The sequence below is a fragment of the Sphingobium sp. TB-6 genome, assembly GCF_012927365.1.
Lineage (GTDB): Bacteria > Pseudomonadota > Alphaproteobacteria > Sphingomonadales > Sphingomonadaceae > Sphingobium.
Window position 1 is genome coordinate 117,164 of record NZ_JABBGL010000003.1, and the last position, 24,432, is coordinate 141,595.

The 24,432-nt window shown below is 63.8% G+C and carries 25 protein-coding genes; 17 read left to right on the forward strand and 8 right to left on the reverse strand.

The annotated features are described in order from the left end of the window. Nucleotides 1-26 precede the first annotated feature (26 nt). Nucleotides 27-836, forward strand: coding sequence for a class III extradiol ring-cleavage dioxygenase (locus tag HHL26_RS05865; protein ID WP_066560053.1), 810 nt, complete (start codon nucleotides 27-29; stop codon nucleotides 834-836). A gap of 55 nt (nucleotides 837-891) precedes the next feature. Here HHL26_RS05865 and HHL26_RS05870 read toward each other — a convergent pair whose 3' ends face one another. From HHL26_RS05870 to HHL26_RS05880, 3 genes are all read right to left on the reverse strand, one after another. Then, on the reverse strand, nucleotides 892-1,428 hold the full coding sequence (locus HHL26_RS05870) for a (2Fe-2S)-binding protein (RefSeq protein WP_066560051.1): 537 nt from the start codon (nucleotides 1,426-1,428) through the stop codon (nucleotides 892-894). Next, nucleotides 1,425-1,901 (reverse strand): DUF2721 domain-containing protein, encoded by a 477-nt coding sequence (locus HHL26_RS05875; protein ID WP_066560049.1) that lies wholly within the window; start codon nucleotides 1,899-1,901, stop codon nucleotides 1,425-1,427. The genes HHL26_RS05870 and HHL26_RS05875 overlap by 4 nt, the downstream gene beginning before the upstream one ends. A gap of 119 nt (nucleotides 1,902-2,020) precedes the next feature. After that, nucleotides 2,021-3,229 (reverse strand): LL-diaminopimelate aminotransferase, encoded by a 1,209-nt coding sequence (locus HHL26_RS05880; protein ID WP_066560047.1) that lies wholly within the window; start codon nucleotides 3,227-3,229, stop codon nucleotides 2,021-2,023. 140 nt (nucleotides 3,230-3,369) lie between these two features. Here HHL26_RS05880 and phaC point away from each other — a divergent pair, with 140 nt between their 5' ends. The 7 genes from phaC (at nucleotide 3,370) to HHL26_RS05915 (ending at nucleotide 12,396) form a co-directional block, all read left to right on the forward strand. Next, nucleotides 3,370-5,109, forward strand: coding sequence for a class I poly(R)-hydroxyalkanoic acid synthase (phaC, locus tag HHL26_RS05885; protein ID WP_066560045.1), 1,740 nt, complete (start codon nucleotides 3,370-3,372; stop codon nucleotides 5,107-5,109). Nucleotides 5,110-5,252: 143 nt separating this feature from the next. Next, on the forward strand, nucleotides 5,253-6,158 hold the full coding sequence (locus HHL26_RS05890; RefSeq protein ID WP_066560043.1) for a phasin family protein: 906 nt from the start codon (nucleotides 5,253-5,255) through the stop codon (nucleotides 6,156-6,158). Between the two features lie 281 nt (nucleotides 6,159-6,439). After that, a complete protein-coding gene (gene clpS, locus HHL26_RS05895; RefSeq protein WP_066560041.1) occupies nucleotides 6,440-6,847 on the forward strand; it encodes an ATP-dependent Clp protease adapter ClpS in 408 nt (135 codons plus the stop codon). Nucleotides 6,848-6,955: 108 nt separating this feature from the next. Continuing rightward, on the forward strand, nucleotides 6,956-8,464 hold the full coding sequence (locus HHL26_RS05900) for a glycerol-3-phosphate dehydrogenase (protein WP_066560039.1): 1,509 nt from the start codon (nucleotides 6,956-6,958) through the stop codon (nucleotides 8,462-8,464). Beyond that, nucleotides 8,461-9,927: a glycerol kinase gene (locus tag HHL26_RS05905; protein WP_066561974.1), complete on the forward strand. Its 1,467-nt coding sequence runs from the start codon at nucleotides 8,461-8,463 to the stop codon at nucleotides 9,925-9,927. The genes HHL26_RS05900 and HHL26_RS05905 overlap by 4 nt, the downstream gene beginning before the upstream one ends. A gap of 67 nt (nucleotides 9,928-9,994) precedes the next feature. Then, entirely contained in the window at nucleotides 9,995-11,776 is a 1,782-nt protein-coding gene (locus HHL26_RS05910) for a sensor domain-containing diguanylate cyclase (protein WP_066560037.1), read from the forward strand. Nucleotides 11,777-12,018: 242 nt separating this feature from the next. Beyond that, a complete protein-coding gene (locus HHL26_RS05915) occupies nucleotides 12,019-12,396 on the forward strand; it encodes a MerC domain-containing protein (protein WP_066560034.1) in 378 nt (125 codons plus the stop codon). Between the two features lie 71 nt (nucleotides 12,397-12,467). Here the strand turns inward: HHL26_RS05915 and glpX are convergent, their stop codons facing one another. Beyond that, nucleotides 12,468-13,451 (reverse strand): class II fructose-bisphosphatase, encoded by a 984-nt coding sequence (gene glpX, locus HHL26_RS05920; protein WP_066560030.1) that lies wholly within the window; start codon nucleotides 13,449-13,451, stop codon nucleotides 12,468-12,470. A 212-nt stretch (nucleotides 13,452-13,663) separates the two neighbouring features. Here glpX and HHL26_RS05925 point away from each other — a divergent pair, with 212 nt between their 5' ends. Further along, complete coding sequence (locus tag HHL26_RS05925) at nucleotides 13,664-13,975, forward strand: hypothetical protein (RefSeq protein WP_066560024.1); 312 nt, start codon at nucleotides 13,664-13,666, stop codon at nucleotides 13,973-13,975. A 4-nt stretch (nucleotides 13,976-13,979) separates the two neighbouring features. On the opposite strand, the gene HHL26_RS05930 is transcribed toward HHL26_RS05925, so the two are convergent. Together HHL26_RS05930 and HHL26_RS05935 are read right to left on the reverse strand one after the other, a co-directional pair. Beyond that, nucleotides 13,980-15,299 carry a homoserine dehydrogenase gene (locus HHL26_RS05930; protein WP_066560022.1) on the reverse strand — a complete coding sequence of 440 codons (1,320 nt, stop codon included), beginning with the start codon at nucleotides 15,297-15,299 and terminating at the stop codon, nucleotides 13,980-13,982. Nucleotides 15,300-15,396: 97 nt separating this feature from the next. Then, nucleotides 15,397-16,257, reverse strand: coding sequence for a hypothetical protein (locus HHL26_RS05935; RefSeq protein ID WP_082748936.1), 861 nt, complete (start codon nucleotides 16,255-16,257; stop codon nucleotides 15,397-15,399). Nucleotides 16,258-16,525: 268 nt separating this feature from the next. On the opposite strand from HHL26_RS05935, the gene HHL26_RS05940 reads away from it, so the two are divergent. The 5 genes from HHL26_RS05940 (at nucleotide 16,526) to HHL26_RS05960 (ending at nucleotide 19,776) form a co-directional block, all read left to right on the forward strand. Next, complete coding sequence (locus HHL26_RS05940) at nucleotides 16,526-17,182, forward strand: energy transducer TonB (protein WP_066560017.1); 657 nt, start codon at nucleotides 16,526-16,528, stop codon at nucleotides 17,180-17,182. A gap of 84 nt (nucleotides 17,183-17,266) precedes the next feature. Continuing rightward, nucleotides 17,267-18,025, forward strand: coding sequence for a MotA/TolQ/ExbB proton channel family protein (locus HHL26_RS05945; protein WP_066560014.1), 759 nt, complete (start codon nucleotides 17,267-17,269; stop codon nucleotides 18,023-18,025). A gap of 114 nt (nucleotides 18,026-18,139) precedes the next feature. Next, complete coding sequence (locus tag HHL26_RS05950) at nucleotides 18,140-18,628, forward strand: biopolymer transporter ExbD (protein WP_066560013.1); 489 nt, start codon at nucleotides 18,140-18,142, stop codon at nucleotides 18,626-18,628. 80 nt (nucleotides 18,629-18,708) lie between these two features. Further along, nucleotides 18,709-19,131, forward strand: a complete 423-nt coding sequence (locus HHL26_RS05955) for a biopolymer transporter ExbD (protein WP_066560011.1) — start codon at nucleotides 18,709-18,711, stop codon at nucleotides 19,129-19,131. A 327-nt stretch (nucleotides 19,132-19,458) separates the two neighbouring features. Further along, nucleotides 19,459-19,776, forward strand: coding sequence for a PilZ domain-containing protein (locus HHL26_RS05960; RefSeq protein WP_066560006.1), 318 nt, complete (start codon nucleotides 19,459-19,461; stop codon nucleotides 19,774-19,776). Between the two features lie 116 nt (nucleotides 19,777-19,892). Here the strand turns inward: HHL26_RS05960 and hisN are convergent, their stop codons facing one another. After that, nucleotides 19,893-20,678, reverse strand: coding sequence for a histidinol-phosphatase (gene hisN / locus HHL26_RS05965; RefSeq protein WP_066560004.1), 786 nt, complete (start codon nucleotides 20,676-20,678; stop codon nucleotides 19,893-19,895). A gap of 138 nt (nucleotides 20,679-20,816) precedes the next feature. Between hisN and HHL26_RS05970 the strand changes: the two genes are divergently transcribed. Both HHL26_RS05970 and HHL26_RS05975 read left to right on the forward strand, forming a co-directional pair. Next, on the forward strand, nucleotides 20,817-21,245 hold the full coding sequence (locus HHL26_RS05970) for a VOC family protein (RefSeq protein WP_066560001.1): 429 nt from the start codon (nucleotides 20,817-20,819) through the stop codon (nucleotides 21,243-21,245). Between the two features lie 51 nt (nucleotides 21,246-21,296). Next, entirely contained in the window at nucleotides 21,297-21,533 is a 237-nt protein-coding gene (locus HHL26_RS05975) for a hypothetical protein (RefSeq protein ID WP_066561971.1), read from the forward strand. Nucleotides 21,534-21,622: 89 nt separating this feature from the next. Here the strand turns inward: HHL26_RS05975 and HHL26_RS05980 are convergent, their stop codons facing one another. After that, entirely contained in the window at nucleotides 21,623-22,558 is a 936-nt protein-coding gene (locus tag HHL26_RS05980; protein WP_066559994.1) for a ribose-phosphate pyrophosphokinase, read from the reverse strand. A 212-nt stretch (nucleotides 22,559-22,770) separates the two neighbouring features. On the opposite strand from HHL26_RS05980, the gene HHL26_RS05985 reads away from it, so the two are divergent. Then, on the forward strand, nucleotides 22,771-24,432 hold the full coding sequence (locus HHL26_RS05985) for an NAD+ synthase (RefSeq protein WP_066559992.1): 1,662 nt from the start codon (nucleotides 22,771-22,773) through the stop codon (nucleotides 24,430-24,432).

The following is a 24,432-nucleotide window of genomic DNA, read 5'->3' on the forward strand; positions in this document are numbered from 1 at the left end:
CCCGCAACGGCTCCGATCTATGGGCCATGAGACAACCGACCCTCTTCATCCCCCATGGTGGCGGCCCGTGCTTCTTCATGGACCCCAGTGATCCCGATCGTCCGCACAGCGACCCGATGTGGCATCCGATGCAGGACTATCTGGCGAAGCTTATTGCTACCCTGCCTGAACGCCCCAGCGCGATCCTGCTGATCTCCGGCCATTGGGAGGAAAGCCGCTTCACGGTCCTCAGCGGCGAAAAGCCGGGCCTGCTGTTCGACTATTATGGTTTTCCCCCGCACAGCTACACGCTGCGCTGGGATGCACCCGGCGCGCCCGCGCTAGCCCGCCGCGCCGCGAGCCTGCTGGAACAGGCGGGCTTCCCCACCGGCACGGAGGAGCAGAGGGGCTGGGACCATGGCGTCTTCATCCCGATGAAGGTGGCGCTTCCCGACGCCGACATCCCGCTTGCCCAGCTTTCGCTCCGCCGCGATCTCGATCCTGAAGCGCATATCGCCGCTGGTCGAGCGCTCGCGCCGCTTCGCGACGAAGGCGTCCTCATCATCGGTTCGGGCATGAGCTTCCATAATCTCCGGGTCCGCGGCGCGCAGGCCACCGCGCCCTCCAAGCTGTGGGACGACGCCCTGACCGCCGCCGTCACCGATCCCGACCCGGCCAGCCGCGCCCGGCGCGTCGCTGCCTGGGCCGCCCTGCCGCAAGCCCATTTCGCCCATCCGCGAGAGGAGCATCTCCTTCCCCTGATGGTCGCCCTGGGCGCGGGCGGAGAGGATGCGGCGGTGCGCGATCATGCCAGCACAGTGCTGGGTTGGACCGTGTCCGGCTATCGCTTCGGTTAGCTGGCTTATTATATGAGGAGCAACCTGTTCCTGCCTTTGCAGGAACATAACGCATCTAAGGCTTTCGCAGCGCCGGAACTGCCTTGGCCGCCTCATCGGGCGTGATCCCTGAGGGCGGGACGGCGTCCACCACTTCCTCGCCCCGCATCACCCTTCCGGCGCGCTGGATCGCGCCCCGCAATCGGGGATAGATGCCGCAACGGCAGATGTTGGTCAGCGCGGCGTCGATCTCCTCGTCGCTCGGATCGCTGGTCCGCCGCAGCAGCGCCGAGGCCGTCATGATGACGCCGGGAATGCAATAGCCGCATTGCGACACATTGTCCGCCGCGAACACCTGTTGCAGCGGATGGCCCCGATCGGGCGACAGGCCTTCGATCGTGGTGACGAACTTCCCCTCGGTGGCGGCGATCGTCACCTGGCAGGACCGCACGGCCTCCCCATCGATATCGACGGTGCAGGCGCCGCAATCCCCGGTCCCGCAGCCATATTTCGTCCCGGTCAGGTTGGATGCGTCGCGCAAGGCCCACAGCAGCGGCGTCGCCGGGTCCATGCGATATTGGACAGGCCGGTCGTTGACCGTGAATTTCGTCATGCCGCGCTCTCTTCCTCCACCTGATGGTAGAGCACTTCATTGCGGATGTGGATGGTCCGCGAGGCCAGCCGGATTTCCTGGATGAAGGTGCCGAAGGCCGCCGCCTGCAACACCATGGCCAGGATGAAGAGGATCGCGATCGGCGTGCCCAGATGCACGCCGAACAGGTTCGCCGCGAAAAGCAGGATGACCACCAGGCAGACCGCGCAGGCCGACGCCACCGACAGGAAGATCGCGCCATTGACCACGCTCATCCGCCGGTCGAGCACGCGGATCTCGCTCACCATGCGGTCATGCTCCTTGCCGCGGGAGGCGAGTATCTTCTCCTCTATCTTCCGTGCCCGGTCGATGATGCGCGCCAGCCGGCCGACGCAGACGTTCAGGAACGCCCCGATGCCCGCGAGCAGGAAGACGGGCGCCAAGGCGAGCTGGATGGTCTGCGCGACCTGGGAAACCTGTGGGAGTGCGATCATGGTTTCAAACAGCGCAGAGCGAGGGAAATGGCAAGGACCGAAATGCTTCTATGGGCTGCGCGCCATTATGTCCTTGGGAATCATGCTCCTGCTTGCGCAGGAGCATGCCATCTATTCTCTCAGGCTGCGCCTTGGGCGGGTGTGTTGACGCCCATGGATTTGAGATACTGCTTGATGTTGCGCGCGGCCTGCCGCAGCCGCTGCTCATTCTCGACCATGGCGATGCGGACATAGCCCTCGCCATCCTCGCCATAGCCGACGCCCGGCGCGACCGCGACCTTGGCATGGGTCAGGAGCTGCTTGGAAAATTCCAGGCTCCCCATCTCCTTGAGGGCAGGGGGCAGCGGCGCCCAGGCGAACATCGATGCCTTGGGCGCGGGAATGTCCCATCCCGCCCGGCCGAAAGCCTCCACCATCACGTCGCGGCGCTTGTGATAAAGTTCGCGGTTCTTCTGCACGATGTCCTGCGGCCCGTTCAAGGCTGCGCAGGCCGCCGCCTGGATCGGGGTGAAGGCGCCATAATCGAGATAGGATTTCACCCGCTTCAACGCGGCGATCAACTGCTTGTTGCCGACCGCGAAGCCGATGCGCCAACCCGCCATGGAGTAGGTCTTGGACAGCGATGTGAATTCCACCGCCACATCCTTGGCGCCCGGCACCTGCAGGATGGAGGGTGTCGGATTGCCGTCATAATAAAGCTCGGAATAGGCAAGGTCGGACAGCACCCACACCTTGTTCTCCTTCGCCCAGGCGACGAGCCGCTCATAGAAAGCGAGGTCGACTGTCTCCGCGGTCGGATTGCTGGGATAACCCACCACCAGGATCGAGGGGCGCGGCACGGTGAAGGCCATCGCCCGTTCCAGCGACTGCCAATAATGCTCGTCCGGCGTGGTCGGCACGGAACGGATGGTCGCCCCCGCGATGATGAAGCCGAACATGTGGATAGGATAGCTGGGATTGGGCGCCAGCACGACATCGCCCGGCGCGGTGATCGCGGTGGCGAGGCTGGCGAGGCCTTCCTTCGACCCCATGGTCACGACGACCTCGGTTTCCGGGTCCAGATCGACGCCGAAGCGGCGGCCATAATAATTGGCCTGCGCCTTGCGCAGCCCCGGAATGCCCATGGATTGGGAATAGCCATGCGCGCTCGGCTTCTGCGCGACTTCGCACAGCTTGGCGATCACATGGTCGGGCGGCGGCAGGTCGGGATTGCCCATCCCCAGATCGATAATGTCCTCTCCCGCGGCTCGCGCGGCGGCCCGCATCGCATTGACTTCAGCGATGACGTAGGGCGGCAGACGCTTCATGCGGTAGAATTCTTCAGACATTTGGGGCTTTCCTGAAAGCTCTCGGTAAGGAATAGTGCGTGATGCGCATTCGACGCGTCACAATCTGGCTATAACTCGCCAACTTGCGACACGCCAGTGAAAGCGGCGAACCGGACCATGCCAGGAGGACGAAGGTGGCCATGAAAGCACAGGACATCATGGAACCCCATCTCCCCACGCTCGAAGAAATGCAGCAATGGACCCAGGTGCTTGGCCGCGCGCAGCAATTGCTGCTGGAACAGGCGGCCGGCGCGACCGGCCGCACCTTGCCGTTCGATCCTGAAGCCGTGTCCCGCATCCAGACCAGTTTTGCCGATGAAGGGCTCGCCCTGTGGCAGCGTTTCCTCGATTCGGGCGGGCTGTTGCGCGACCAGCCCGAACCGCCGCCGCCCGGCAGCCCCGCCGCCGCCAGGGACCGGCGCTTTGCCGACCCGGCCTGGACCGAACATCCCTTTTACGACCTGATCCGGCAGAGCTATTTGCTGCTGTCGGATTATCTGATGAAGCTGGCCGATGCGGTCGACGGCGTCGATCCGAAGCAGAAGGCGAAGCTGCGTTTCGCCACCAGCGGCATGCTCGACGCCATGGCGCCCAGCAATTTCCCGCTGACCAACCCCATGGTCGTGCAGAGGACGATTCAGAGCGGCGGCGAAAATCTGGTGAAGGGTCTGCAGCACATGCTGGCCGATCTGGAAAAGGGCCAGCTCACCCATACGGACGGCATGGCGTTCGAAGTGGGGCGCAACATCGCCTCGACCCCTGGCAAGGTGATCAAGGAGACGCCGCTCTACCAGCTCATACATTATGCGCCGGCGACGGAGACGGTGCTGGAAACGCCGCTGATCATCTTCCCGCCCTGGATTAACCGCTTCTACATTCTCGACCTCTCGCCGGAAAAGAGCTTCGTCAAATGGGCGGTGGATCAGGGGCTCAGCGTCTTCCTCGTCTCCTGGAAGTCGGCCGACGCCTCGATGAAGGATTTGATCTGGGACGATTATATCCTGGACGGCCAGATCGACGCGATCGACACGGTGCGGGATCTGCTGAAGGTGCCGAGCGTCCACGCCATCGGCTATTGCGTCGCGGGCACCACGCTCGCCGCCACGCTGGCCCTGCTGGCGGCGCGGGGGGAGGCGGACAAGGTCGCCAGCGCCACCTTCTTCACCGCCCAGGTCGATTTTGCCCAGGCGGGCGATCTGACCCTGTTCGTCGACGATGAGCAGATGAAGATGGTGGAGCAGCTTTCCACCGGCGGATTCCTTGACGGGCGTTATATGGCCGCGACCTTCAACCTGCTGCGCGGGCGCGACCTGATCTGGAACTATGTCGTCAATAATTACCTGCTGGGGCAGGATTATCCGCCCTTCGACCTGCTCTACTGGAATGGCGACACGACTAATCTGCCGGCGCGCTGGCACAGGGATTATCTGACCCAGCTCTATCGCGACAATCTGTTGGTGCAGCCGGGCGCGATCAGCGTGGCGGGCACGCCGATCGATCTGCGCCAGATCAAGACCCCTGCCTATGTGCAGGCGGGGCGTGAGGACCATATCGCTCCGCTGGAAAGCGTGTGGAAGCTGACCGAGCATCTTGCCGGGCCGATCCGTTTCCTGCTGGCGGGATCGGGGCATATTGCGGGCGTGGTCAACCCGCCGGCGGCGGGGAAATATCAATATTGGGCCTGCGACGAATCGCAGCCGACTCTGGACGCCTTTCTTGCGCAGGCAAAGGAGACAAAGGGAAGCTGGTGGCCCGATTGGATCGAGTGGATTCGCGGGCAAAATCCTGAAACCGTGCCGGCGAAAGGCGCGCGCCAGCCGGGCAAGGGCCGACTCAAGACGATCGAGGATGCGCCGGGCCGTTACGTGAAAACGCGCTGAATCATCCGCTTGCCGGAAATTTGCGGTAGTCCGCCTTTTCCTTGCGGTCATATGCATATGTCAAATTTGTTGCAGTGCACAAAAGTGCTTGCAACGGCGCTGCAAAAGTCATATTGTGCACTGCAACAAAGGGAGGTTGGTCCATGGCCGTTACCCCAAAGCCAGTGCGTAAGAAACCCGTCGCGAAGAAGGCATCGTCGACCCTGTCCGCCAGTGAGGCGCTGAAGGCCGCCGAAGCTGCGATCAATGTACCGGCGAAGCCTGCCGCGAAAAAACCGGCGCCCCCCAAGCCTGCAACCCCTGTCGCCAAACCGGCGCCAGTGGCCAAGGCCGATCCGGTGGCGGTGATCGCGGCGACCACCGCCGTCGATGCAGCGCCTGAGCCTGAACCGGTCAAGGAAGCCAAGCCCGAACCGACCCCCGTTGCGCCTGCGCCGCCGCCGGTTGTTGCGGCGCCGAAGGTAGAAACGCCGAAGATTGAGCCGGTGGCAAAGGCTGCGCCTCCGGAGCCCAAGGAAGTCAAGAGCCTGCCGAAGGCCGGGCCGTCAGAGCCCACATTGCTGCCCGCCACAGAAGGAACAAAGATGATGAACGACGTGATCGAAACCGGAAAGAAGTTTGCTGAAGAAACCAAGGCCAAGCTCGAAACGGTCTATGCCGACCTGAACGAGAAGGCGAAGGTGAGCGTCGAGAAGTCGACCAAGGCGATCGAAGAGTTCAGCGACATCGCCAAGGGCAATGTCGAAGCGCTGGTCGAATCCGGCAAGATCGCGGCCAAGGGGTTTGAAACCCTGGGCCAGGAAGCTGTCGATTACAGCAAGAAGAGCTTCGAAAAGGCGACCGCCTCTTTCAAGAGCTTCTCGACCGTGAAGACCCCGACCGAATTCTTCCAGCTCCAGAGCCAGCTCTTTTCGAGCAGCTTCGACGAATTCACCAAGGAAGCGGCCAAGAGCAGCGAAGCGCTGATCAAGCTGGCCGGCGACGTGGCGTCGCCGCTGACCGCCCGCGTGACCGTGGTGACCGACAAGGTGAAGTCGCTCGCCGCCTGATCTTGCCTTCGGGCTTTGGAAAAAGGAAACGGCTTTCGCCTAGCGCGGAGGCCGTTTCCTTTTCCGGCGAACCCAAGGCGGCACATGGCCAAAAGTGGACGGTTTGATCATTTCCGTCATCCCAGCGAAAGCTGGGATCTCGGGCGATAGCGCACGACCTGGCCCCATGAGATCCCAGCTTTCGCCGGGATGACGATATAATGACCGCCTTCCACCCATTTCCACTTTCCCGAGCCATTCCTATCGAGAAGCATGGTTTACGGCCCGCCCGCCCTCTTGCCATGCAAGACCAAATCGCCATATCCTTCCGCATTATGAGCAGCATTTCGATATCGGCATATCCCGCAATGATGGCGGGCAGGGATCAGGACGACCAGGGCGACGGCTCGGGCGGTCCCAATGTCGGCATCGCTACGCGCACTCGCGCCCGGACGAAAAAGCCCTCGCTCTACAAGGTGCTGATGCTGAACGACGACTACACGCCGATGGAATTCGTCGTCCATGTCCTCCAGCAATTCTTCCGCATGGACATGGAGGAAGCGACCCGCGTGATGCTGCATGTCCACCAGCGCGGCGTCGGCGTCTGCGGCATCTTCAGCTATGAGGTGGCGGAAACCAAGGTGAACCAGGTGATGGATTTCGCCCGGCAGAACCAGCATCCGCTTCAGTGCACGCTGGAAAAGGCGTAGGAGATTTTTCCTTCCCCACGCTTCGCGCAGGGGGATTTTAAGTTAGCGCTTGCGTGCTGACGCGGCATCAAGGTTCCCCCCACCGCCTAACCACGCTAACATGCCTCCGTGACAAGGGAGACGGACCCAGCCGCCTATGACCTCGCCGTGATCGGCGGCGGCGTCAATGGTTGCGGCGTCGCCCGCGATGCCGCCGGGCGAGGCGGGAGGGTGCTGCTGCTGGAGCGCGGCGATCTGGCGCAAGGCACATCCTCCGCTTCCACCAAGCTCATCCATGGCGGGCTGCGTTATCTGGAGCATCGCGAATTCGGCCTGGTGCGCGAATCGCTGGCCGAGCGCGAGCGGCTCTGGGCGATCGCGCCGCATATCATCCATCCGCTGCGCTTCGTGCTGCCCTGGGTGCCGGGTCTGCGGCCGCGCTGGATGCTGCGCCTTGGCCTTTTCGTTTACGACCATATTGGCGGCCGGCGCGCCCTGCCGCCGACGGAGGGCGTCGACCTGCGCCGCCATCCCGCCGGGCAGCCGCTGAAATCCGGCTTCGGCAAGGCCTATGTCTATTCCGACGGCTGGGTGGACGATGCGCGCCTTGTCATCCTGAACGCCCGCGACGCCGCCGACCGGGGCGCGGACGTCCGCACCCGGACCGAGGTGCAGCGCCTGGAGCGGGAAAGCGGCGGCTGGACGATCCATGCGCAGGGGCCGGATGGATCGGCGGCCCGATTCCGGGCGAGCGCCGTGGTCAACGCTGCCGGGCCGTTGGTCCTCGACCTGCTCCATCGCGCCCATGGCGACACGGCGCGCCACATGCGGCTGGTACGCGGATCGCATATCGTCGTGCCCCGCCTGTTCGATCATGGCTTCGCCTATTTCTTCCAACTGCCCGACAGCCGCATCTTCTTCGCGCTGCCCTATGAGCGGGATTTCACCCTGATCGGCACGACCGACCGCGATCATGCCGGACCAGTCGATGATGTGCGGCCGGAGCCGGAGGAGATCGCCTATCTCTGCGACGCGGCCAATCGCTATTTCAGAAAGGCGATCGCGCCGCAGGATGTGCTGTGGTCCTATGCCGGGGTGCGCCCGTTGATCGACGACGGTTCGGCCAGGCCGGAGGCGGCGACGCGTGGCTACCGGCTGGAGCTGGACGCGCCGCAGGGGGAAGCGCCGCTGATCAGCCTGTTCGGGGGCAAGATCACCACCTATCGCCACCTCGCCGCCGAAGCGGTGGCGATGCTGAAACCCTTTCTCCCCAGCCTGTCGGGCGGCGACTGGACCGCAAAGGCTCCGCTGCCGGGCGGCGATTTCCCGATGCAGGGGCGCGATCAGCTCATCGCGGATCTGGGCTGCGACTATCCTTTTCTCGATTATGCCTCATTGCAGCGCATCGCCTGCGCTTATGGCACCCGCGCCTGGGACTGGCTTGGGACGGCGCACGGCATGGATGGGCTGGGGACTCATTTCGGCCATGGCCTGACCGAGGCGGAGCTGCGCTATCTGGTCGAGCGGGAATGGGCGATCACCGCCGACGACATATTGTGGCGCCGGACCAAGCTGGGCCTGCGCCTGGACGCACAGCAGAAAGCGCGCGTCGAACGGTGGCTGGGGGAGAGGGCGTGAGCGAGCCGCACATATTGGTGCTGGATGAAGGCACGACGTCGACCCGGGCGATGCTCTATGCGCCGGACGGGCGGCGGCTGGGCATGGCGCAGGCGGAGCTAACCCAATATTATCCGCAGCCCGGCTGGGTCGAACATGACGCGGCGGAGATCTGGGAGAAGACCCTGGCCTGCGCGCGCGAGATGGTGGCGCTGGCGGGCGGGGCGGAGAACATCGCCGCGATCGGCATCACCAACCAGCGCGAAACCATGGTGGCGTGGGACCGGCGGACGGGGCGGCCTTTGGCCCCCGCCATCGTCTGGCAGGATCGCCGCACCGCCGATCATTGCGCCGCATTGCGGGAGGCGGGCGAGGAGGGGGCGATCCAGCGACGGACCGGGCTGGTGCTCGATCCCTATTTTTCCGCGACCAAGATGCGCTGGCTTCTGGATCATGCGCCTGCGGTGGTCGAGGCGGGAGACGCTCTGGCCTTTGGTACGGTCGAAAGCTGGCTGGTGTGGAAGCTGACCGGCGGTCTGCATGTCAGCGACGCCAGCAATGCCAGCCGCACCCAGTTGATGGCTTTGGACGGGACGGAATGGGATCGGGGTCTATGCGACCTGTTCGGCGTGCCGTTGCGGGCTTTGCCGGAGATTGCCGACAATATCGGTGCCTTTGGCGAGACGCGGGCGGAATGGTTCGGGCGGCCGATTGCGATCCGGGGATTGATGGGGGATCAGCAGGCGGCAACGATTGGCCAGGGCTGTCTGACGCCGGGCGATGCCAAGGCGACATTGGGCACCGGCGCCTTCGTCCTTGCCCATATGGGCAGCGCCGTGCCGGTTTCGCGGCATCGCCTGCTCGGGACTTTGCTCTGCCGGCTGCCGGGCGAGACGAGCTATGCGCTGGAGGGATCGCTGTTCGTCGCGGGCAGCCTGATCCAATGGTTGCGCGACGAGCTGGGCCTGATCGCCTCGGCGGAGGAAACGGAGGGGCTGGCGCGGTCGGTGCCGGACAGCGGTGGCGTCGCCATGCTGCCCGCGCTGGCGGGGCTGGGCGCGCCGCACTGGCGGGCGGAGGCCAAGGGCATGATCCACGGCCTGACGCTGGGCACGAAGCGGGCGCATATCGTGCGCGCGGCGCTCGAATCGCTGTCGCACCAGATTCATGACCTGGCCGGGGCTTTCGCTGCTGACGGCGTGCCCTGGCGGACGTTGCGCATCGACGGCGGGATGAGCGCCAACGACTGGATCGCGCAGGATCTGGCCGATATTCTGGACCTGCCCGTCGATCGTCCGGCCGATGTGGAGACGACCGCCAAGGGGGCGGCGATGCTGGCGGCGGTGGGCAGCGGCCTGTTCCCCTCGCTTGCTACGGCATCGGCGGCGATGGGGGCGGGAGGACAGCGCTTCACCCCGGCCTTGCCGGATGACGTCCGACGGGAAAGGCTGCGGGGATGGCAGGCTTTGCTGGCCTCCGCATGATTTTCCTCTGTGTAAAATCATTATCGTGAGTATATTTTAACGATAAGCGTCTAGGGCGGGGCGGAACATGCAGACGTCTCTTCGACATCCTTCTTCCCGCCTGGCGCCGATCGCCTTGGGTTGCGCTTATTTCCTGATGGCGTCGCTGGCGCTCGCCAGTTCGCGCTTCGAAGGGGGGCTGGCCTTCATCTGGGGCGCCAACGCGTTGCTGATGGCCTATCTGCTGACGTCGCGGACCAATAGCTGGCCATGGGCTCTCATCGCCTGCGGCGTGGCGAGCGCGCTGTCGACGACGCTGTGGGGCATGGGGCCGCTTGCCGCCGCGCCGATGGCGGGCATCAACCTGCTGGAAGGGCTGATCGTCGCGCTGCTCTGCCGCCGATTCGCGCCGGGCGGCAAATTCGCCGGATCGATGCAGCCGCTGTTCGTTTTCATCCTGGCGCTTTGCGGCCCGGCCAATCTGATTGCGGGCATGGCCGCGGCGTCGGTCGCGTCGACGCTGACTGCCGTGTCCTTCGGCGCGGCCCTGCTGCAATGGTATACCGGGCATGTGCTGGGCGGGCTGACCTGCACGCCGATCCTGATGATGCTGATGCAGGGCGAATTGCGGCGCTGGTTCGGCCAAACCAGCCATCGCCAAAAATGGGAAGCGCTGGGCCTGTTGCTGCTGTTCGCCCTGGCGACTGCCTATGTCTTCTATGTCGCGCGCTATCCGATGCTGTTCGCGCTGTTGCTGCCGATGGTCGCCATCGTGTTCCGCCTGGGCAATCTGGGGGCGGCGGCATCGGTCATGATCCTGGCGATCATCGGCGGTATGGCCACCATGACCGGCCATGGGCCGTTGCACATGATCCCCGGCACCCTGGGCGAGCGGATGCAGTATTTTCAGCTTTTCCTTGCCTTTTGCTTCCTGTTGTCCATGCCGATCGCGGCGGAATTGAACAGCCGCCGCCGACTGTTCCAGATGCTGCAGGAAAGCGAGGCGCGCTATCGCGCTATCGCGGAAAATAGCGGCGACGTCGTGCTCAACATCAGCGTCGAGGGGGTGATCGAATATGCCTCGCCCGCCGCGGCCGAGCAGATCGGTTGCGCGCCGGAATTGCTGGTCGGTCAGGATGCCGCCAATCTGGTCGATCCGGAGGACCGGGAACAGGTGATCGCCACGCTGGATCGGGCATTGGCCCAGCCGGGCGACGTGCAGACGGTGGAATTTCGCCCCTTCATCTCCGCCCAGGGCCGGGAATGGTGCGAGATGGTGGCGCGCGCGGTGGTCGATGAACGCGGCCTGCCCACTGGCCTGGTCAGCACGATCCGCGACATGTCCCGGCACAAGGCGCGGCAACGCGCTTTGCAGCAGGAAGCCGCGCTGGATTCGCTGACCGGGGCTGATACGCGGCGCGCCTTCCTCGAAAAGCTGGAGGAGGAGATGTTGCGCGTTCGCCTGGGCGCCCGCGCCTGCCTGCTGCTGATCGACATCGATCATTTCAAGGCGGTCAACGATTGCTACGGTCATGGCGCGGGCGACCGCGTGCTGGCCGGTTTCGTCGAGCGGCTGCGTCCGGGGCTGCGCAGCGTCGACAGCATCGGCCGCCTGGGGGGCGAGGAGTTCGCCATCCTGCTGAGCGGCACCGATGTCGGGCGCGCGAGCATGATCTGCGAACGGCTGCGCGAAATGGTGGCGGCCCATCCGGTGCAGATCGATTCGGGCGAGGCGATTCCGGTGACGTTCAGCGCGGGGCTGGTGGGGCTGGACGGGAAAAGCGACGACCAGGCGGTGCTGGAGGCAGCGGACAAGGCGCTCTACAACGCCAAGCATAGCGGGCGGAACTGCCTGCGGCTGGCGGCATAGGGTAGAGAGCGGACGGTCTGCTTCGCGCTTTTTCTTGAAGCGCATCGTGCTCCTGCGAAGGCAGGAGCCCAGTTTCTAAGGTGCATGATCCACAAGCGGCGGAACTGGGTTCCTGCCTTCGCAGGAACACGTATCACTTTAATGGCTTGCATTGGCCATGAACGTCCCTTTGTCACAACATCGCAAAAATCAGGTTATGATATGTTGTAACTTTCCTCCGCCTCGCCTATGTAGCTCACACCATGCCGATCAGCCTTCGCCAGCATTTGCTCAACGGTCGGATCGATCGCATTGCGATCGTGCTGTCGGGCATGTGTGTGGCCCATTGCTTCGGCACCGCCGTTTTGTTGGGTGTGCTGGCCTCGGCGGGCGGGATTTTCGAAAGCCCGATCTTCCATGAGACCGGCCTTGTGCTGGCGATCCTGCTCGGCGCCGTGGCGCTCGGCCATGGCGCGGTGGCGCATGGCTATATGATGCCCGCCGCTATCGGATCGCTGGGCCTGGGCATCATGGCGGGCGCGCTCACCATGGATCATGGCTGGCAGGAAAGCGCCTATACGCTGCTGGGCGTCGCGATCCTGGCGCTCGGGCACGATCTGAACCACCGCGCAGGGCGATAGGCAAGCGCCGACGCCGCGCATGAAAAAAGGGACTCAAGCGAGTCCCTTTTTTCTTACCCCTTCATGATCGATCAGATCGGCTTCCGGTCCAGCCGATGCTCGCCCTTCACCCAGCGCACCGTACCGGTGCTGGCGCGCATCACGACGCTGTCGGTGGTGAGCTTGCCGCCGGGCAGCCGCTTGACCCCGTTCAGCAGCGAGCCGTCAGTGACCCCGGTCGCGGCGAAGATGCAGTCGCCCTTGGCCAGTTCCTTGAGGTCATAGATTCTGTCGAGATCGGTAATGCCCCATTTGCGGGCGCGGGCGCGCTCGTCATCATTGCGGAACAGCAGCTTGCCCTTGAACTGCCCGCCGACGCAGCGCAGCGCCGCGCAAGCCAGCACGCCTTCGGGCGCGCCGCCCGAACCCATATACATGTCGATATTGGTTTCAGGATTGGTGGTGGCGATCACGCCCGCCACGTCCCCATCGGGGATCAGCATGATGCCGCAGCCGATGGCGCGCAATTCCGCGATCAGCTTTTCATGGCGCGGCCGGTCGAGCACGCAGACGATGATCTCATGCGGGTCGACGCCCTTGGCATTGGCGACGGCCTCGACATTCTCCTGCACCGACCTGTTGAGGTCGATGATGCCGTCGGGCAGGCCGGGACCGACCGCCAGCTTTTCCATATAGACGTCGGGCGCGTTCAGCAGGCCGCCTTCCTCCGAGATCGCCAGCACGGCGAGCGCGTTGGGACCGGCCTTGGCGGTGATGGTCGTGCCTTCCAGCGGATCGAGCGCGATGTCGATCCGGGGGCCGGTGCCGATCGCATTGCCGACCTTCTCCCCGATATAGAGCATCGGCGCTTCGTCGCGTTCGCCTTCACCGATGACGACGGTGCCGTCCATATAGAGGTCGTTGAAGGCCAGGCGCATCGCTTCGACCGCTGCGGCGTCGGCGGCCTTTTCATCGCCGCGTCCGATCAGCTTCGATGCGGCGATGGCGGCCGCTTCGGTCACGCGCACCATCTCCAGCACCAGCACACGATCGAGTATCGAGCTTGCCTGCACCATGTCGTTTCCTCTTCTATCGCTATTGTGAAGCGCGATAGGATGTCGGCCGATCCTTGTCGAGGGTGCGCTTTTCAGCAGGCCCATGCAACGGAAGCACGTTTGTCACGTTCGCAGGATAACAAGAGCAAGAACCGCTCCGTTTCTTTGATTTTACGCGATTTCTTGACCGGCGATCGATTCCGGCCGGTCGGAATCGCTCAAGGGCCGCGCAAATGATCTTCCTGCTGATTGCCGCCAGCCTTGCCGCTCAACCCGAAGGCGTCACGCGCCGGATCGGCAAGGTCCGTCCGGCGCCCTGTCAGGCCGTGCCGTCGCTCTGCCTGGGGGGCGGGGAGACGGAAGGACCGCGCCTCGGCAGCAGCGTCGCGCCGGGCGGTGATGGCAAGATGAATGCCTATCGCTTCGATGCGCGGCCATGCCGGATCATCGGCAATATGAATTGCCCCAAGCGCGCCAATCGTCGGATCTTTCGGCTTGGCGAGCCGATCGAACAAACGCTGGCGCGGAGTTTCGGGCTGGACTGACGGATCAGTCCAATATGTGCATCACCATCGGCGTCTGGAGCAGGCTCTCGGAACCCGCCAGACGGTTCAGCGTGTCGAGGACGCAGCGCTCCTCGCCTGCGTGGGTGACGATGGCGACCAATACGCCGTCCGCCTGATTGGCGCCGCGCTGGATCATGCTTTCGATCGACACGCCCGCATCGCGGGTTGCCGCCGCGATCTCCGCCAGCACGCCGGGCCGGTCCTGCACCTTGAAGCGCAGATAGGCGCGGCCCACGCGCTTGCCGGCATCGGCGGGCTTTTGCTGCGCCAGGGCGGCGACAGGCATCGCCAGCGCGTCGCCATATTCGTCGCGGGCCACGTCGATCAGGTCCGCGACCACGGCCGAAGCGGTCGGGCCATCGCCCGCGCCGCGCCCCTGGAAGAAGAGGCGGCCGACGAAATTGCCCTCCGCCACGACGGCGTTGAGCGAACCATCGACATGGGCGAGCGGATGGTCGAGCGGCACCAGCATCGGGTGGACGCGCTGGAACAGACCCTCAGGGCCATTCTCCGCCATGCCGACCAGACGGATGCGGTATCCCAACGCTGCCGCTTCCGCGATGTCGGCGGCGATGACATGGCGGATGCCGGTGGTCGCGACCGCATCGAAATCCAGCTCCGTGCCGAAGGCCAGGCTGGCAAGGATGGTCAGCTTGTGCGCGGCGTCGACGCCATCGATGTCGAAGCTGGGATCGGCTTCCGCATAGCCCAGCTCCTGCGCTTCCTTCAGCACCTCGTCGAAGCCCCGGGGGTTTCCGGATTCCTTGGCCTTCTCCATGGTGGTGAGGATGTAATTGCAGGTGCCGTTCAGGATGCCGTAGACCCGGCTGATCTCGTTCGCGGCGGCGCCTTCGCGCATGCCCTTGATGACCGGGATGCCGCCCGCCACCGCCGCTTCATATTTGAGCGCGACGCCGGCCTTCTCCGCCAGACCGGCGAGGTCCAGCCCATGATGGGCCAGCATCGCCTTGTTCGCGGTGACGAAAGGCTTGCCGACGGTCAGGCACTGGCGGGCGAGGGTGAGGGCCGGGCCGTCCGCCCCCCCGATCAGCTCCACCACCACGTCGATGTCGTCGCGGGTCGCCAGCGTCGTCATGTCGTCCACCCATTCATAGGGGGACAGGTCGACGCCGCGATCCTTGTTCCGGTCGCGCGCGGAAATGGCGACGATCTGAATCGGGCATCCGGCGCGGCGGGCGATCAGGTCCGCATTGGTCTGAAGCAGCCGAATGACGCCGCCGCCCACCGTGCCGAGGCCGACGAGCGCGACGCGCAGCGGGGCATGGCGGTGCAGATTGGTCATGGCTTCTCTTCATCCTTCCTGATCACGGGACGCCGCGCTGATAGCCGCCTCTGCGTTTCTGTCCAAGGAAAAGGAACCAGAGGGCCGTTCCGAGCGATCAGCGAGCCGCCCGCGTCCGGCCGCAGGGCCCCAGAGCGCTCAGAACCACCTGATAATCGGCACGGGCCGCCTCTGCATCCTGCGGGGAAAGGGCGCGCACCGACCGGGCTGGCAGCGCGTCGGGCAGGCCGCAGGCAAGACGGTACCAAAGCAGGCTGCCGCGTGCCGGGGGGCGGGCGGCTTCATCCACGATCTCGCCCAGCGCCACGGCCCAGCGCGGTTCCTGCCCGGGCCGGCGCAGGATGGACAGCGAGACGGGATCGCCATTTTCCGTGCGCAGGAAGATTTGGGTCTCGCCTTCGCCGGCAATCGTGCCCGCGACATGGAAGACATCGCCCAGCCCCATGATGCGCGGGGGAGCGTCATTGGCGACCAGTTCGGACAGAATCGCCCTCACCCGCGCAATTTCGGCGGGAGAGGCGATGACCTGCGCGTCGCGCGCGACGAGCTGGATTTCGCCAGGCCGCGTGCCCGGGCGGGCGAACAGAATGACCTGCGCCTTCTTGAGCTTGGGCAATTTGCCCCGCGCATCGAGCGGCGCGTCGTAAAGATAGCGGACCGTAGGGGTGATTCCTCCCTCGCCGCGAATCAGATTGGCGACATTCGCCTCGACATAGACCCTTTGATACCCTGCCGGGACGGTGCCGGCCTGCCCGGGCTTCAATTTGATGATGTTGCCAATCCGCGCCTGTGCCACCAGCGACGCGGCGTCCGCGAGGTCCGCGATATCGGCATAAGCGAGACCGGCGACCCGTTCGGATGGTCGCGCCGCCATTTTGTCGACGGTCGTCTGAGCCGCGGAAATCTGCGATTGTGCGGCGGAAATGAGGCAGAGCAGGGCCAGCTTCCGCAAGGTCATGGTGGATTTCTTTTTCATCTTCGTCCTAATGATGGCAGGCCGTGACATCTTTGTCACATGCAAGTCTTTCTGCTGTGTAATGGTGGTCGCAAATGATCATATCGATAAAGCGTTTGCGTGCCACGATGCGCCGCGATAGGAGTTCGCACGGTAGCAAATGAACGGATAGGGGCCAAGATGACCGGGATGACCCGGCCAGCTCGGGCCGTTTTTGGCTTATTTGCCGATAATCAACTGGTAAAGCTGAGTTAAGGAGTGTCGTTGCCGAATGGCCTATGCTGACCACTCGCAAGGATCGAGTCGCACGATCTCGATCATTATCGTCGCCCTGATTCACGCTGTTCTGGGTTATGCCTTCGTCACCGGTCTTGGCATGAAATATGTCAAAAAGGCGGCGGAACAGCTGAACGTGATCGACGTGAAGGAGGAACCGCCGCCACCGGACGAGGAGCCGCCGCCGCCCCCGCCGGATCAACCGATTGAACCGCCGCCGGTCGTCGCGCCGCCGCCGATCGTTCAGACCCCGGCCCCCGCACCGCCGATTCAGACGGTTCGGACTCCGCCGCCGGTCTTCAACCCGGTTCCGGTTGCTGCTCCGCCGCCGCCTGCTCCGCCGCCGCCGGAGGTTCCCGCCTCTCGTGCGTCTCCGCGCAGCAGCCCCGGCAGCTGGCTCAGCGACGCCGACTATCCGAGCCGCGCGCAGCGTGAAGAACGCTCGGGCACGGCTGGGTTCCGGCTGGAAATCGGTCCGGATGGTCGCGTGACCAACTGCACGATCACCTCTTCGACCGGCCATGCCGACCTCGATGAGGCGACCTGCCGCCTGTTGCCGAAGCGCGCGAGGTTCAAGCCCGCGGTAGCAGCCGGGGGTGGTCCGATGTCGGACACGTACAATGGCCGCATTACCTGGCGTCTGCCGGAGTGATTTTGAAAGGGCAGGCGCGCGCCTCCGAATGACTGGAAGCCGCCTGCCCCTTGTTATTGATCCTTTGAGAGGGAAGTCTTGAACATGTTGATGTCTATCGCAGCGGCCGCCGCGCCGAAGTCGGAGAACCCGTACGGCCTGATGGAAGCGCTCCAGCAGGGCGGCACCATCGCCTGGACCGTTTTCATCATCCTTTGCGGTATGTCGGTCGGTACCTTCTACATCCTGTTCACCAAGCTGATCGAACAGCAGAAGGTGATCAACCAGGGCAAGAAGGTTCGTGCGACCTTCTGGCGCGCCGCTTCGCTGAAGGAAGGCACCGCCAAGCTCGAAAAGAACTCGGCCTACAAGCAGATCGTCGACGACGGTATCAAGGCGCAGGAAGAACACACCAAGCTGACCGACCCGGTCGAAGCGCATGACTGGCTGCACGGCTCGCTGGCGCGTTCGGAAGCCGCGATCAACTCGAAGCTGAACGGTGGGCTGGCGTTCCTCGCGACCGTCGGTTCGACCTCGCCGTTCATCGGTCTGTTCGGTACGGTTATCGGCATCTACCGCGCTCTGATCAAGATCGGCGCCGCCGGTCAGGCCTCGATCGACGCCGTCGCCGGCCCGGTCGGTGAAGCTCTGATCATGACCGCCCTGGGTCTGGCCGTGGCCGTTCCCGCGGTGCTCGCCTACAACTTCCTGCAGCGCCGCAACAAGTCGATCTCCGAGCAGCTCGCCGGCTTCACCGTCGACCTGCTGGCTTATCTGGTGTCGAACGGCGCCGTGAAGCCCGCGATCGCCGCTGCCCCGGCCGCTGCGGCTGCCAAGCCCGCCGCTGCCCCGACCAAGGCCTGATAGGCTGAGATGCCGGCAAGGGGGCCGGCGGCGGCTGCGACGCCTGGTCCCCCTTATCGGACGTGGGTCCCGAAATGCCGGGGCGCCCTCGACAAGCATGTTAGGAAATAATCAATGGCAATGAGTGTTGGCTCTGACGGCGGTGAAGACAAGCCGATGTCCGACATCAACACGACGCCGCTCGTCGACGTCATGCTGGTGTTGCTCATCATCTTCCTTATCGCGGTCCCGGTCGTCGTCCAGACGGTTCAGCTACAGCTTCCCAAGGTCGCGTTCGAGCCGACGACGACGAAACCGGAAAACGTCTCCCTGTCGGTCACGCAGAGCTCCGACGGTAGCTGCGCGGTCTACTGGAACCTGACTCGTGTGTCCTCCGACGAGCTGCTCGACCGCGCGGTCGCGAAGCTGGAAGCGGACATCAAGAAGGCGGGCGGCGTTGAAAATATGACGCCCGAGGATCTGCCCGAAGTGCATATCCGCGGTGACATCAACGTCCCCTATCGGTGCATCGGCGGCACCATCTACACGATGCAGCGCGCCGGTTTCCCGAAGGTCGGCTTCATCTCCGAGCCTGAACCGGGCACGACGACCCGCCGGCTTTAAGTTAATGTCCTTTGTTGACGCATTTTCGAACCGAATGGCCGTCAGACGACCATTGTTGAAAATGCTCTAGGAGTATCGCCATGGCAATGAGTGCCGGAAGAGACGATGGCGAACCGATGGTGGAAATGAACACGACGCCGCTTATCGACGTCATGCTCGTTCTCCTCATCATGTTCATCATCACCATCCCGATCCAGACCCACGCGGTCAAGATCGACCTGCCGCAGAACGCGCCGCCGACCGACAGCGTCATTGACCCTGTCAAGAACAAGGTGGCTATCGATCCCAGCGGCATCATCACCTGGAACGGTTCGGCCATCGACCTGCTGACCCTGCGTCAGTATCTGCAGCAGTCGCTGCGGTTGCCGGTCGAACCCGAACTGCAGTTCCAGCCCAATGCGGCGACCCGCTATGTCGTGGTCGACCAGGTGTTGGCGGAGATCAAGCGTGCTGGCGTGACGAAGCTCGGCTTCGTCGGCAACGAACAGTACGGCAAGTTCTAAAGCCATCGGGACCGGGTTCCGGCATTGCCGGAACCCGGTTCGGAAAAAAGGGAAATGCGCATCGGACAGGAGCGCGCGATCGCCGTCGGATGGGATCATCCGATGGTTTCCGGGCTCTCAAGGCACGAATACGCCGCCGCCGTTTGGCCGGGAATGTTCGACTTCCCGTTTCCGGGCGCGGGCTGGGGTGACGCAATCGGCCTTGCAATGCGCCGACCTGGACAGGGGCTGCTTCGGCGGCCCCTTATTTTTGCTCCGCACGGTCCGGCTTAATGCTTTCTTCACCGTGATGGGCGATGATGCCGACGGTCAAATCGGCATGGGATCATGGGCGCTAAAGTTCAGACAAACCTGTATCGCGGCAATAACCGTCTAGCGGATCGCCGCACGGCTTTGATCGGCGTTCGGGTCCGCCGGCCCGGCGAAACCTGGTTCAAGAGCCACATTACCGACGTTTCCGAAATCGGCTTTCGTCTGAAAAGCTTCATGAAGCTCACGGCGGACGATGATGTATGGATAATGCTGCCGGGCTTCGAAGGCCGCCGCGCCCGCGTGCTGTGGAGCCGGTCCCACGAGTCGGGCTGCGTTTTCGAACGTCCGTTACATCCGGCGATTCTCGACCATATCCTCAAGATCAGCCAGTAAGCTTTTCGGCTCCGCCATGGGGGGCTTTTCCCGCATTGGCGAGTTTTTAGCCATGTTCAGTCATCCGGCTGTTAACCGGCCGTCACCTTAAAAAGCCACTCTTCAGAATGGGCTTCTTAATGGCCCTCATGCCCCTCAGCCAGCGCCTCCAGCACATCGTCCAGCCGGGCCGGATCGCCCAGCGCGATCACCTGCCCGGCGCTGTCGTGCGTCAACGGATCGCCCGCCCAATCGCACATGCGCCCGCCCGCGCCCTCGACCACCGGCACCAGCGCGGCAATGTCGTGCAATTTCAATCCCGCCTCGACGACGATATCGACATGACCAGAGGCGATCAGCCCGTAATTATAGCAATCGCCGCCCCAGACCGTGTCCCGGCACTGTCCCGCCAGCCGGGAGAAATGCTCGGCGGTGCAGCCGGGGAAAAGCTGCGGCGCGGTTGAAGCCAGGATCGCCTGATCCAGACCCCGGCACGCCCGCGTCGTCACCGGCTTGCCGTTGAAGGTGGTCGGCTGCCCCATCATCCCTGCCCAGCGCTCTCCGGCGATCGGCTGGTCGATGATGCCGATGGTCGGCCAACCCGCCTGGGTCAGCGCCACCAACGTCCCGAAAATCGGCCGACCGGCGATGAAGCTGCGCGTCCCGTCGATCGGATCGAGTATCCACACCCGTTCCGCATCCTCGCGCGTCGCGCCATATTCCTCTCCGATGATGCCGTCCTGCGGCCGTTCCTTTTCCAATATCGTCCGGATCGCCGCTTCCGCGGCGCGGTCGGCCTCGGTCACGGGCGACTTGTCGGATTTGAATTCCATGTCGTAGCGGGCACGGAAAAAAGGGCGGATCGCCGCACCGGCAGCGTCGGCAAGGCGGTTGGCAAGGGTCAGGTCATCGCGGGTCGTCATGCGCCTCGACCTAAAGCATTTTCAAGTCGGGCGGAACGCCTGACGGCCCAAGAAAATGCGGAAAACAAATATCGCGGCAAAGGGACGGAAAGGTTAGGTTAATCCCGCCCGATTCCTTTAAAATGAAGGAAGGAAAAGATGCCCGGTTCACCCGTCATCCCCGGCTTGCGCTATGCCGATGCGCCCGCCGCCATCCGCTTTCTCTGCGACGCTTTCGGCTTTGAATTGCGCGCCTGCTACGAGGATGAAGCCGATCCCCATATCGTCCATCATGCCGAACTGGCGCTGGGCGAGGGCATGGTGATGCTGGGCAGCGTCCGCGACGGGGAAGGGGAGTCGCTTTACATTTGGACGACGCCGAAGGATCTGGGCGGCGTCACCACCTGCATCTATGTGGTTGTGCCCGACGTCGATGCCCACTGCCTCCATGCCCGCAACGAAGGCGCGGTGGTGGTGAGCGAACCGCACGATAATGACGGCTATCCCGGCCGCGGTTACGAGGCGCTGGACCCGGAGGGTAACGTCTGGAGCTTCGGCACCTATGATCCCTGGGCGAGCGGGCTTTAAATCTTCCGCAACATGAGCCGTCTATTCTTCTGTATCGGCAAGGAGTTGGGCGTGGCGTTGATCGGTTGGATCTTGAGTTTCGTTGCCCTTTTCGGCGCTCTGGCGCTGCGGCAGGACATCCCCGTTGACGGGGCCATCACGCTGTCGAACATGCTGTTCCTGCTTGCCTTGCTGAGCTGCCCGATGATCTGGCGGGAAAATCCGCTGGGGATCTCGCGGAGCCAGCGCATCCTTGTCGCCTTGATCCTCTTCCTTAGCGTGCCAGCGGTGCTGTTGCCGACCGCCTGAAGACGCGCCGCGCGACCTTGCTTCATCGCGCATGAAAAGGCCGCCGATGTTTCCACCGGCGGCGTTTGAAATCGGAAAATCCGTCGGTCTCAGTCGAACAGGCTGGAAACCGAGCTTTCGTCCGCGATGCGCTTGATCGCTTCGCCCAGCAGGGGCGCGATGGGCAGGTGGCGGATGCTCTTCGCGCCGTTCACCGCGTCGGTGCCCTGGATCGTGTCGGTGATGACCAGTTCCTTGAGCTCCGACGCTTCGACGCGAGCCACCGCGCCGCCCGACAGCACGCCATGGCTGACATAGGCGGCCACTTCCTCGGCGCCTGCCGCCTTCAGCGCGGCGGCGGCGTTGCAGAGCGTGCCCGCCGAATCGACGATATCGTCGATCAGCACGCAGAAGCGGCCCTTCACGTCACCGATGATGTTCATGACTTCCGATTCGCCCGCCCGCTCGCGGCGCTTGTCGACGATGGCCAGCGGCGCGTTGTCGAGCCGCTTGGCGAGCGCCCGCGCACGCACCACGCCGCCGACGTCGGGCGACACGACCATCAGGTTGCGATCGCCAAAGCGCGCCTGGATATCCGCCGACATGACCGGCGCGCCGAACAGATTGTCGGTCGGGATGTCGAAGAAACCCTGGATCTGTCCGGCGTGCAGGTCGACCGACAGCACGCGGTTGGCGCCCGCCGTGGTGATCAGGTTCGCCACCAGCTTGGCCGAGATCGGGGTGCGGGGGCCGGGCTTCCGGTCTTGCCGGGCATAGCCGAAATAGGGGACGACTGCCGTGATTCGCTTGGCCGACGCGCGTTTCAGCGCATCGATCATGATCAGCAATTCCATCAGATTGTCGTTCGTCGGATAGCTGGTCGATTGCAGCACGAACACGTCTTCGCCGCGGACATTCTCATGAATTTCCACGAAAACTTCCTCGTCCGCGAAGCGGCGGACGCTCGCGTCGGTCAGGGGAATCTCGATATAGTCGGCGATGGCGGCCGCGAGCGGCTTATTGGAATTGCCGGTCATGAGCTTCATGGCCAAACCCCCGTGACGAATTGATGACGATGGCGAGAACGCGGCCCCTTTAGCGGCGGAGGTCTCTCCTGAAAAGGCGCTTTCGCGCCTCGCGGCAAAATGAACCCGAGCATTTTTAGAACGGTCCTGAAACGGGGCATCGGGTTTGAAAATGCGGCAACAAATGACAGAGCATTTTGGCTCACGGCCAAAATGCTCTAGGGGCGCTCCTCATGACCGACAAACTCGTGATAGCCCTTGCCCAGATGACGCAGTCGGTGGGCGACTTGTCCGCCAATGCCGATGCGATGCTGGAATGGCGCGCCCGCGCCATGGATGCTGACCTCATCGTCTATCCCGAACTGCAACTGATCGGCTATCCGCCTGAGGATCTGGTGCTGAAGCCCGCTCTGGTCGACCGCGCCAACCATGAACTCGACCGCCTGGCCCAGGCGACCGCAGATGGCGGCCCGGCCATGCTGGTGGGCACGGTCGTCGCCTCGCAGGGCGTCCTTTTCAACGTCGTCGCCCTGTTGGAAAATGGCGCCGTCACCGCCATCCGCCAGAAGCGCGAACTGCCCAATTACGGCACCTTCGATGAAAAGCGCCTCTTCGCCCCCGGTCCGCTGCCCGCGCCGATCGACTTCCGGGGCGTCAAGATCGGCGTCCCCATTTGCGAGGATATCTGGTTCCCCTTCGTCACCGCGCATCTGCGGGCGGAGGGCGCTGAAATCCTGATCAGCCCCAATGGCAGCCCGTTCGAGGTCGACAAGGATGACCGCCGCATCAACGCCGTGGCCGGCACGCGCGTCCGCGAAACGGGCTTGCCGCTCATCTATCTGAACCGCGTCGGCGGCCAGGATGAGCTGGCGTTCGACGGCGCGTCCTTCGTGATGAACGGCGATCTCAGCCTTGCCCAGCAGCTCCCCGACTGGGAAGAAGCCCTGGTCCTCACCAACTGGGAAAAATGGGAAGGCCAGTGGGTCTGCCTGCCCGGCGAGCGGCATATCCTCGATGAGCGCCCGGCCGACATCTATAACGCCATGGTTCTCGGCTTGCGCGACTATGTGAACAAGAACCGTTTCCCGGGCGTGGTCCTCGGCCTGTCCGGCGGCATCGATTCCGCCTTGTCCGCCGCTGTCGCCGTGGATGCGCTGGGCGCCGATCGCGTCTGGTGCGTGATGATGCCGTCGCGCTTCACCAGTCAGGAAAGTCTGGACGATGCGGTAGAATGCGCCCGGCTGCTCGGCGTTCGTTATGACACCATTCCGATCGAACCGGCGGTGGAAGCCTTCGATTCCATGCTGGCCGATGTCTTCACCGGCCGCCAGCGCGACCTCACCGAAGAAAATATCCAGTCCCGCATTCGTGGGCTTACGCTGATGGGCCTGTCCAACAAATTCGGCCATATGCTGCTGACCACCGGCAACAAGAGCGAGATGTCGGTCGGCTATGCCACCATTTATGGCGACATGGCGGGCGGTTATTCGGTGCTCAAGGACGCCTATAAGACCACGGTGTTCGACCTCTGCCGCTGGCGCAACGAGAATGTGCCGTCGCTGGGCTTGGGCCTAGGTTCCAAGGGTCCGGTCATGCCGGAGCGCGTCATCACCAAGCCGCCCAGCGCCGAACTGCGCGACAATCAGAAGGATGAGGACAGCCTGCCCCCCTATGAGCTGCTGGACCCGATCCTCTACGGCCTGGTGGAAGAGGAATTATCGGTCGAACAACTCGTCGCCCGTGGCTTCGACCGTGATACCGTCGCCCGCATCGAACGTCTGCTCTACGTGGCCGAATATAAGCGCCGCCAGTCGCCCCCCGGCGTGAAGCTTGGCATGCGCAATTTCGGCCGCGACCGCCGCTATCCGATCACCAACGCCTTCCGGACGTTGTAA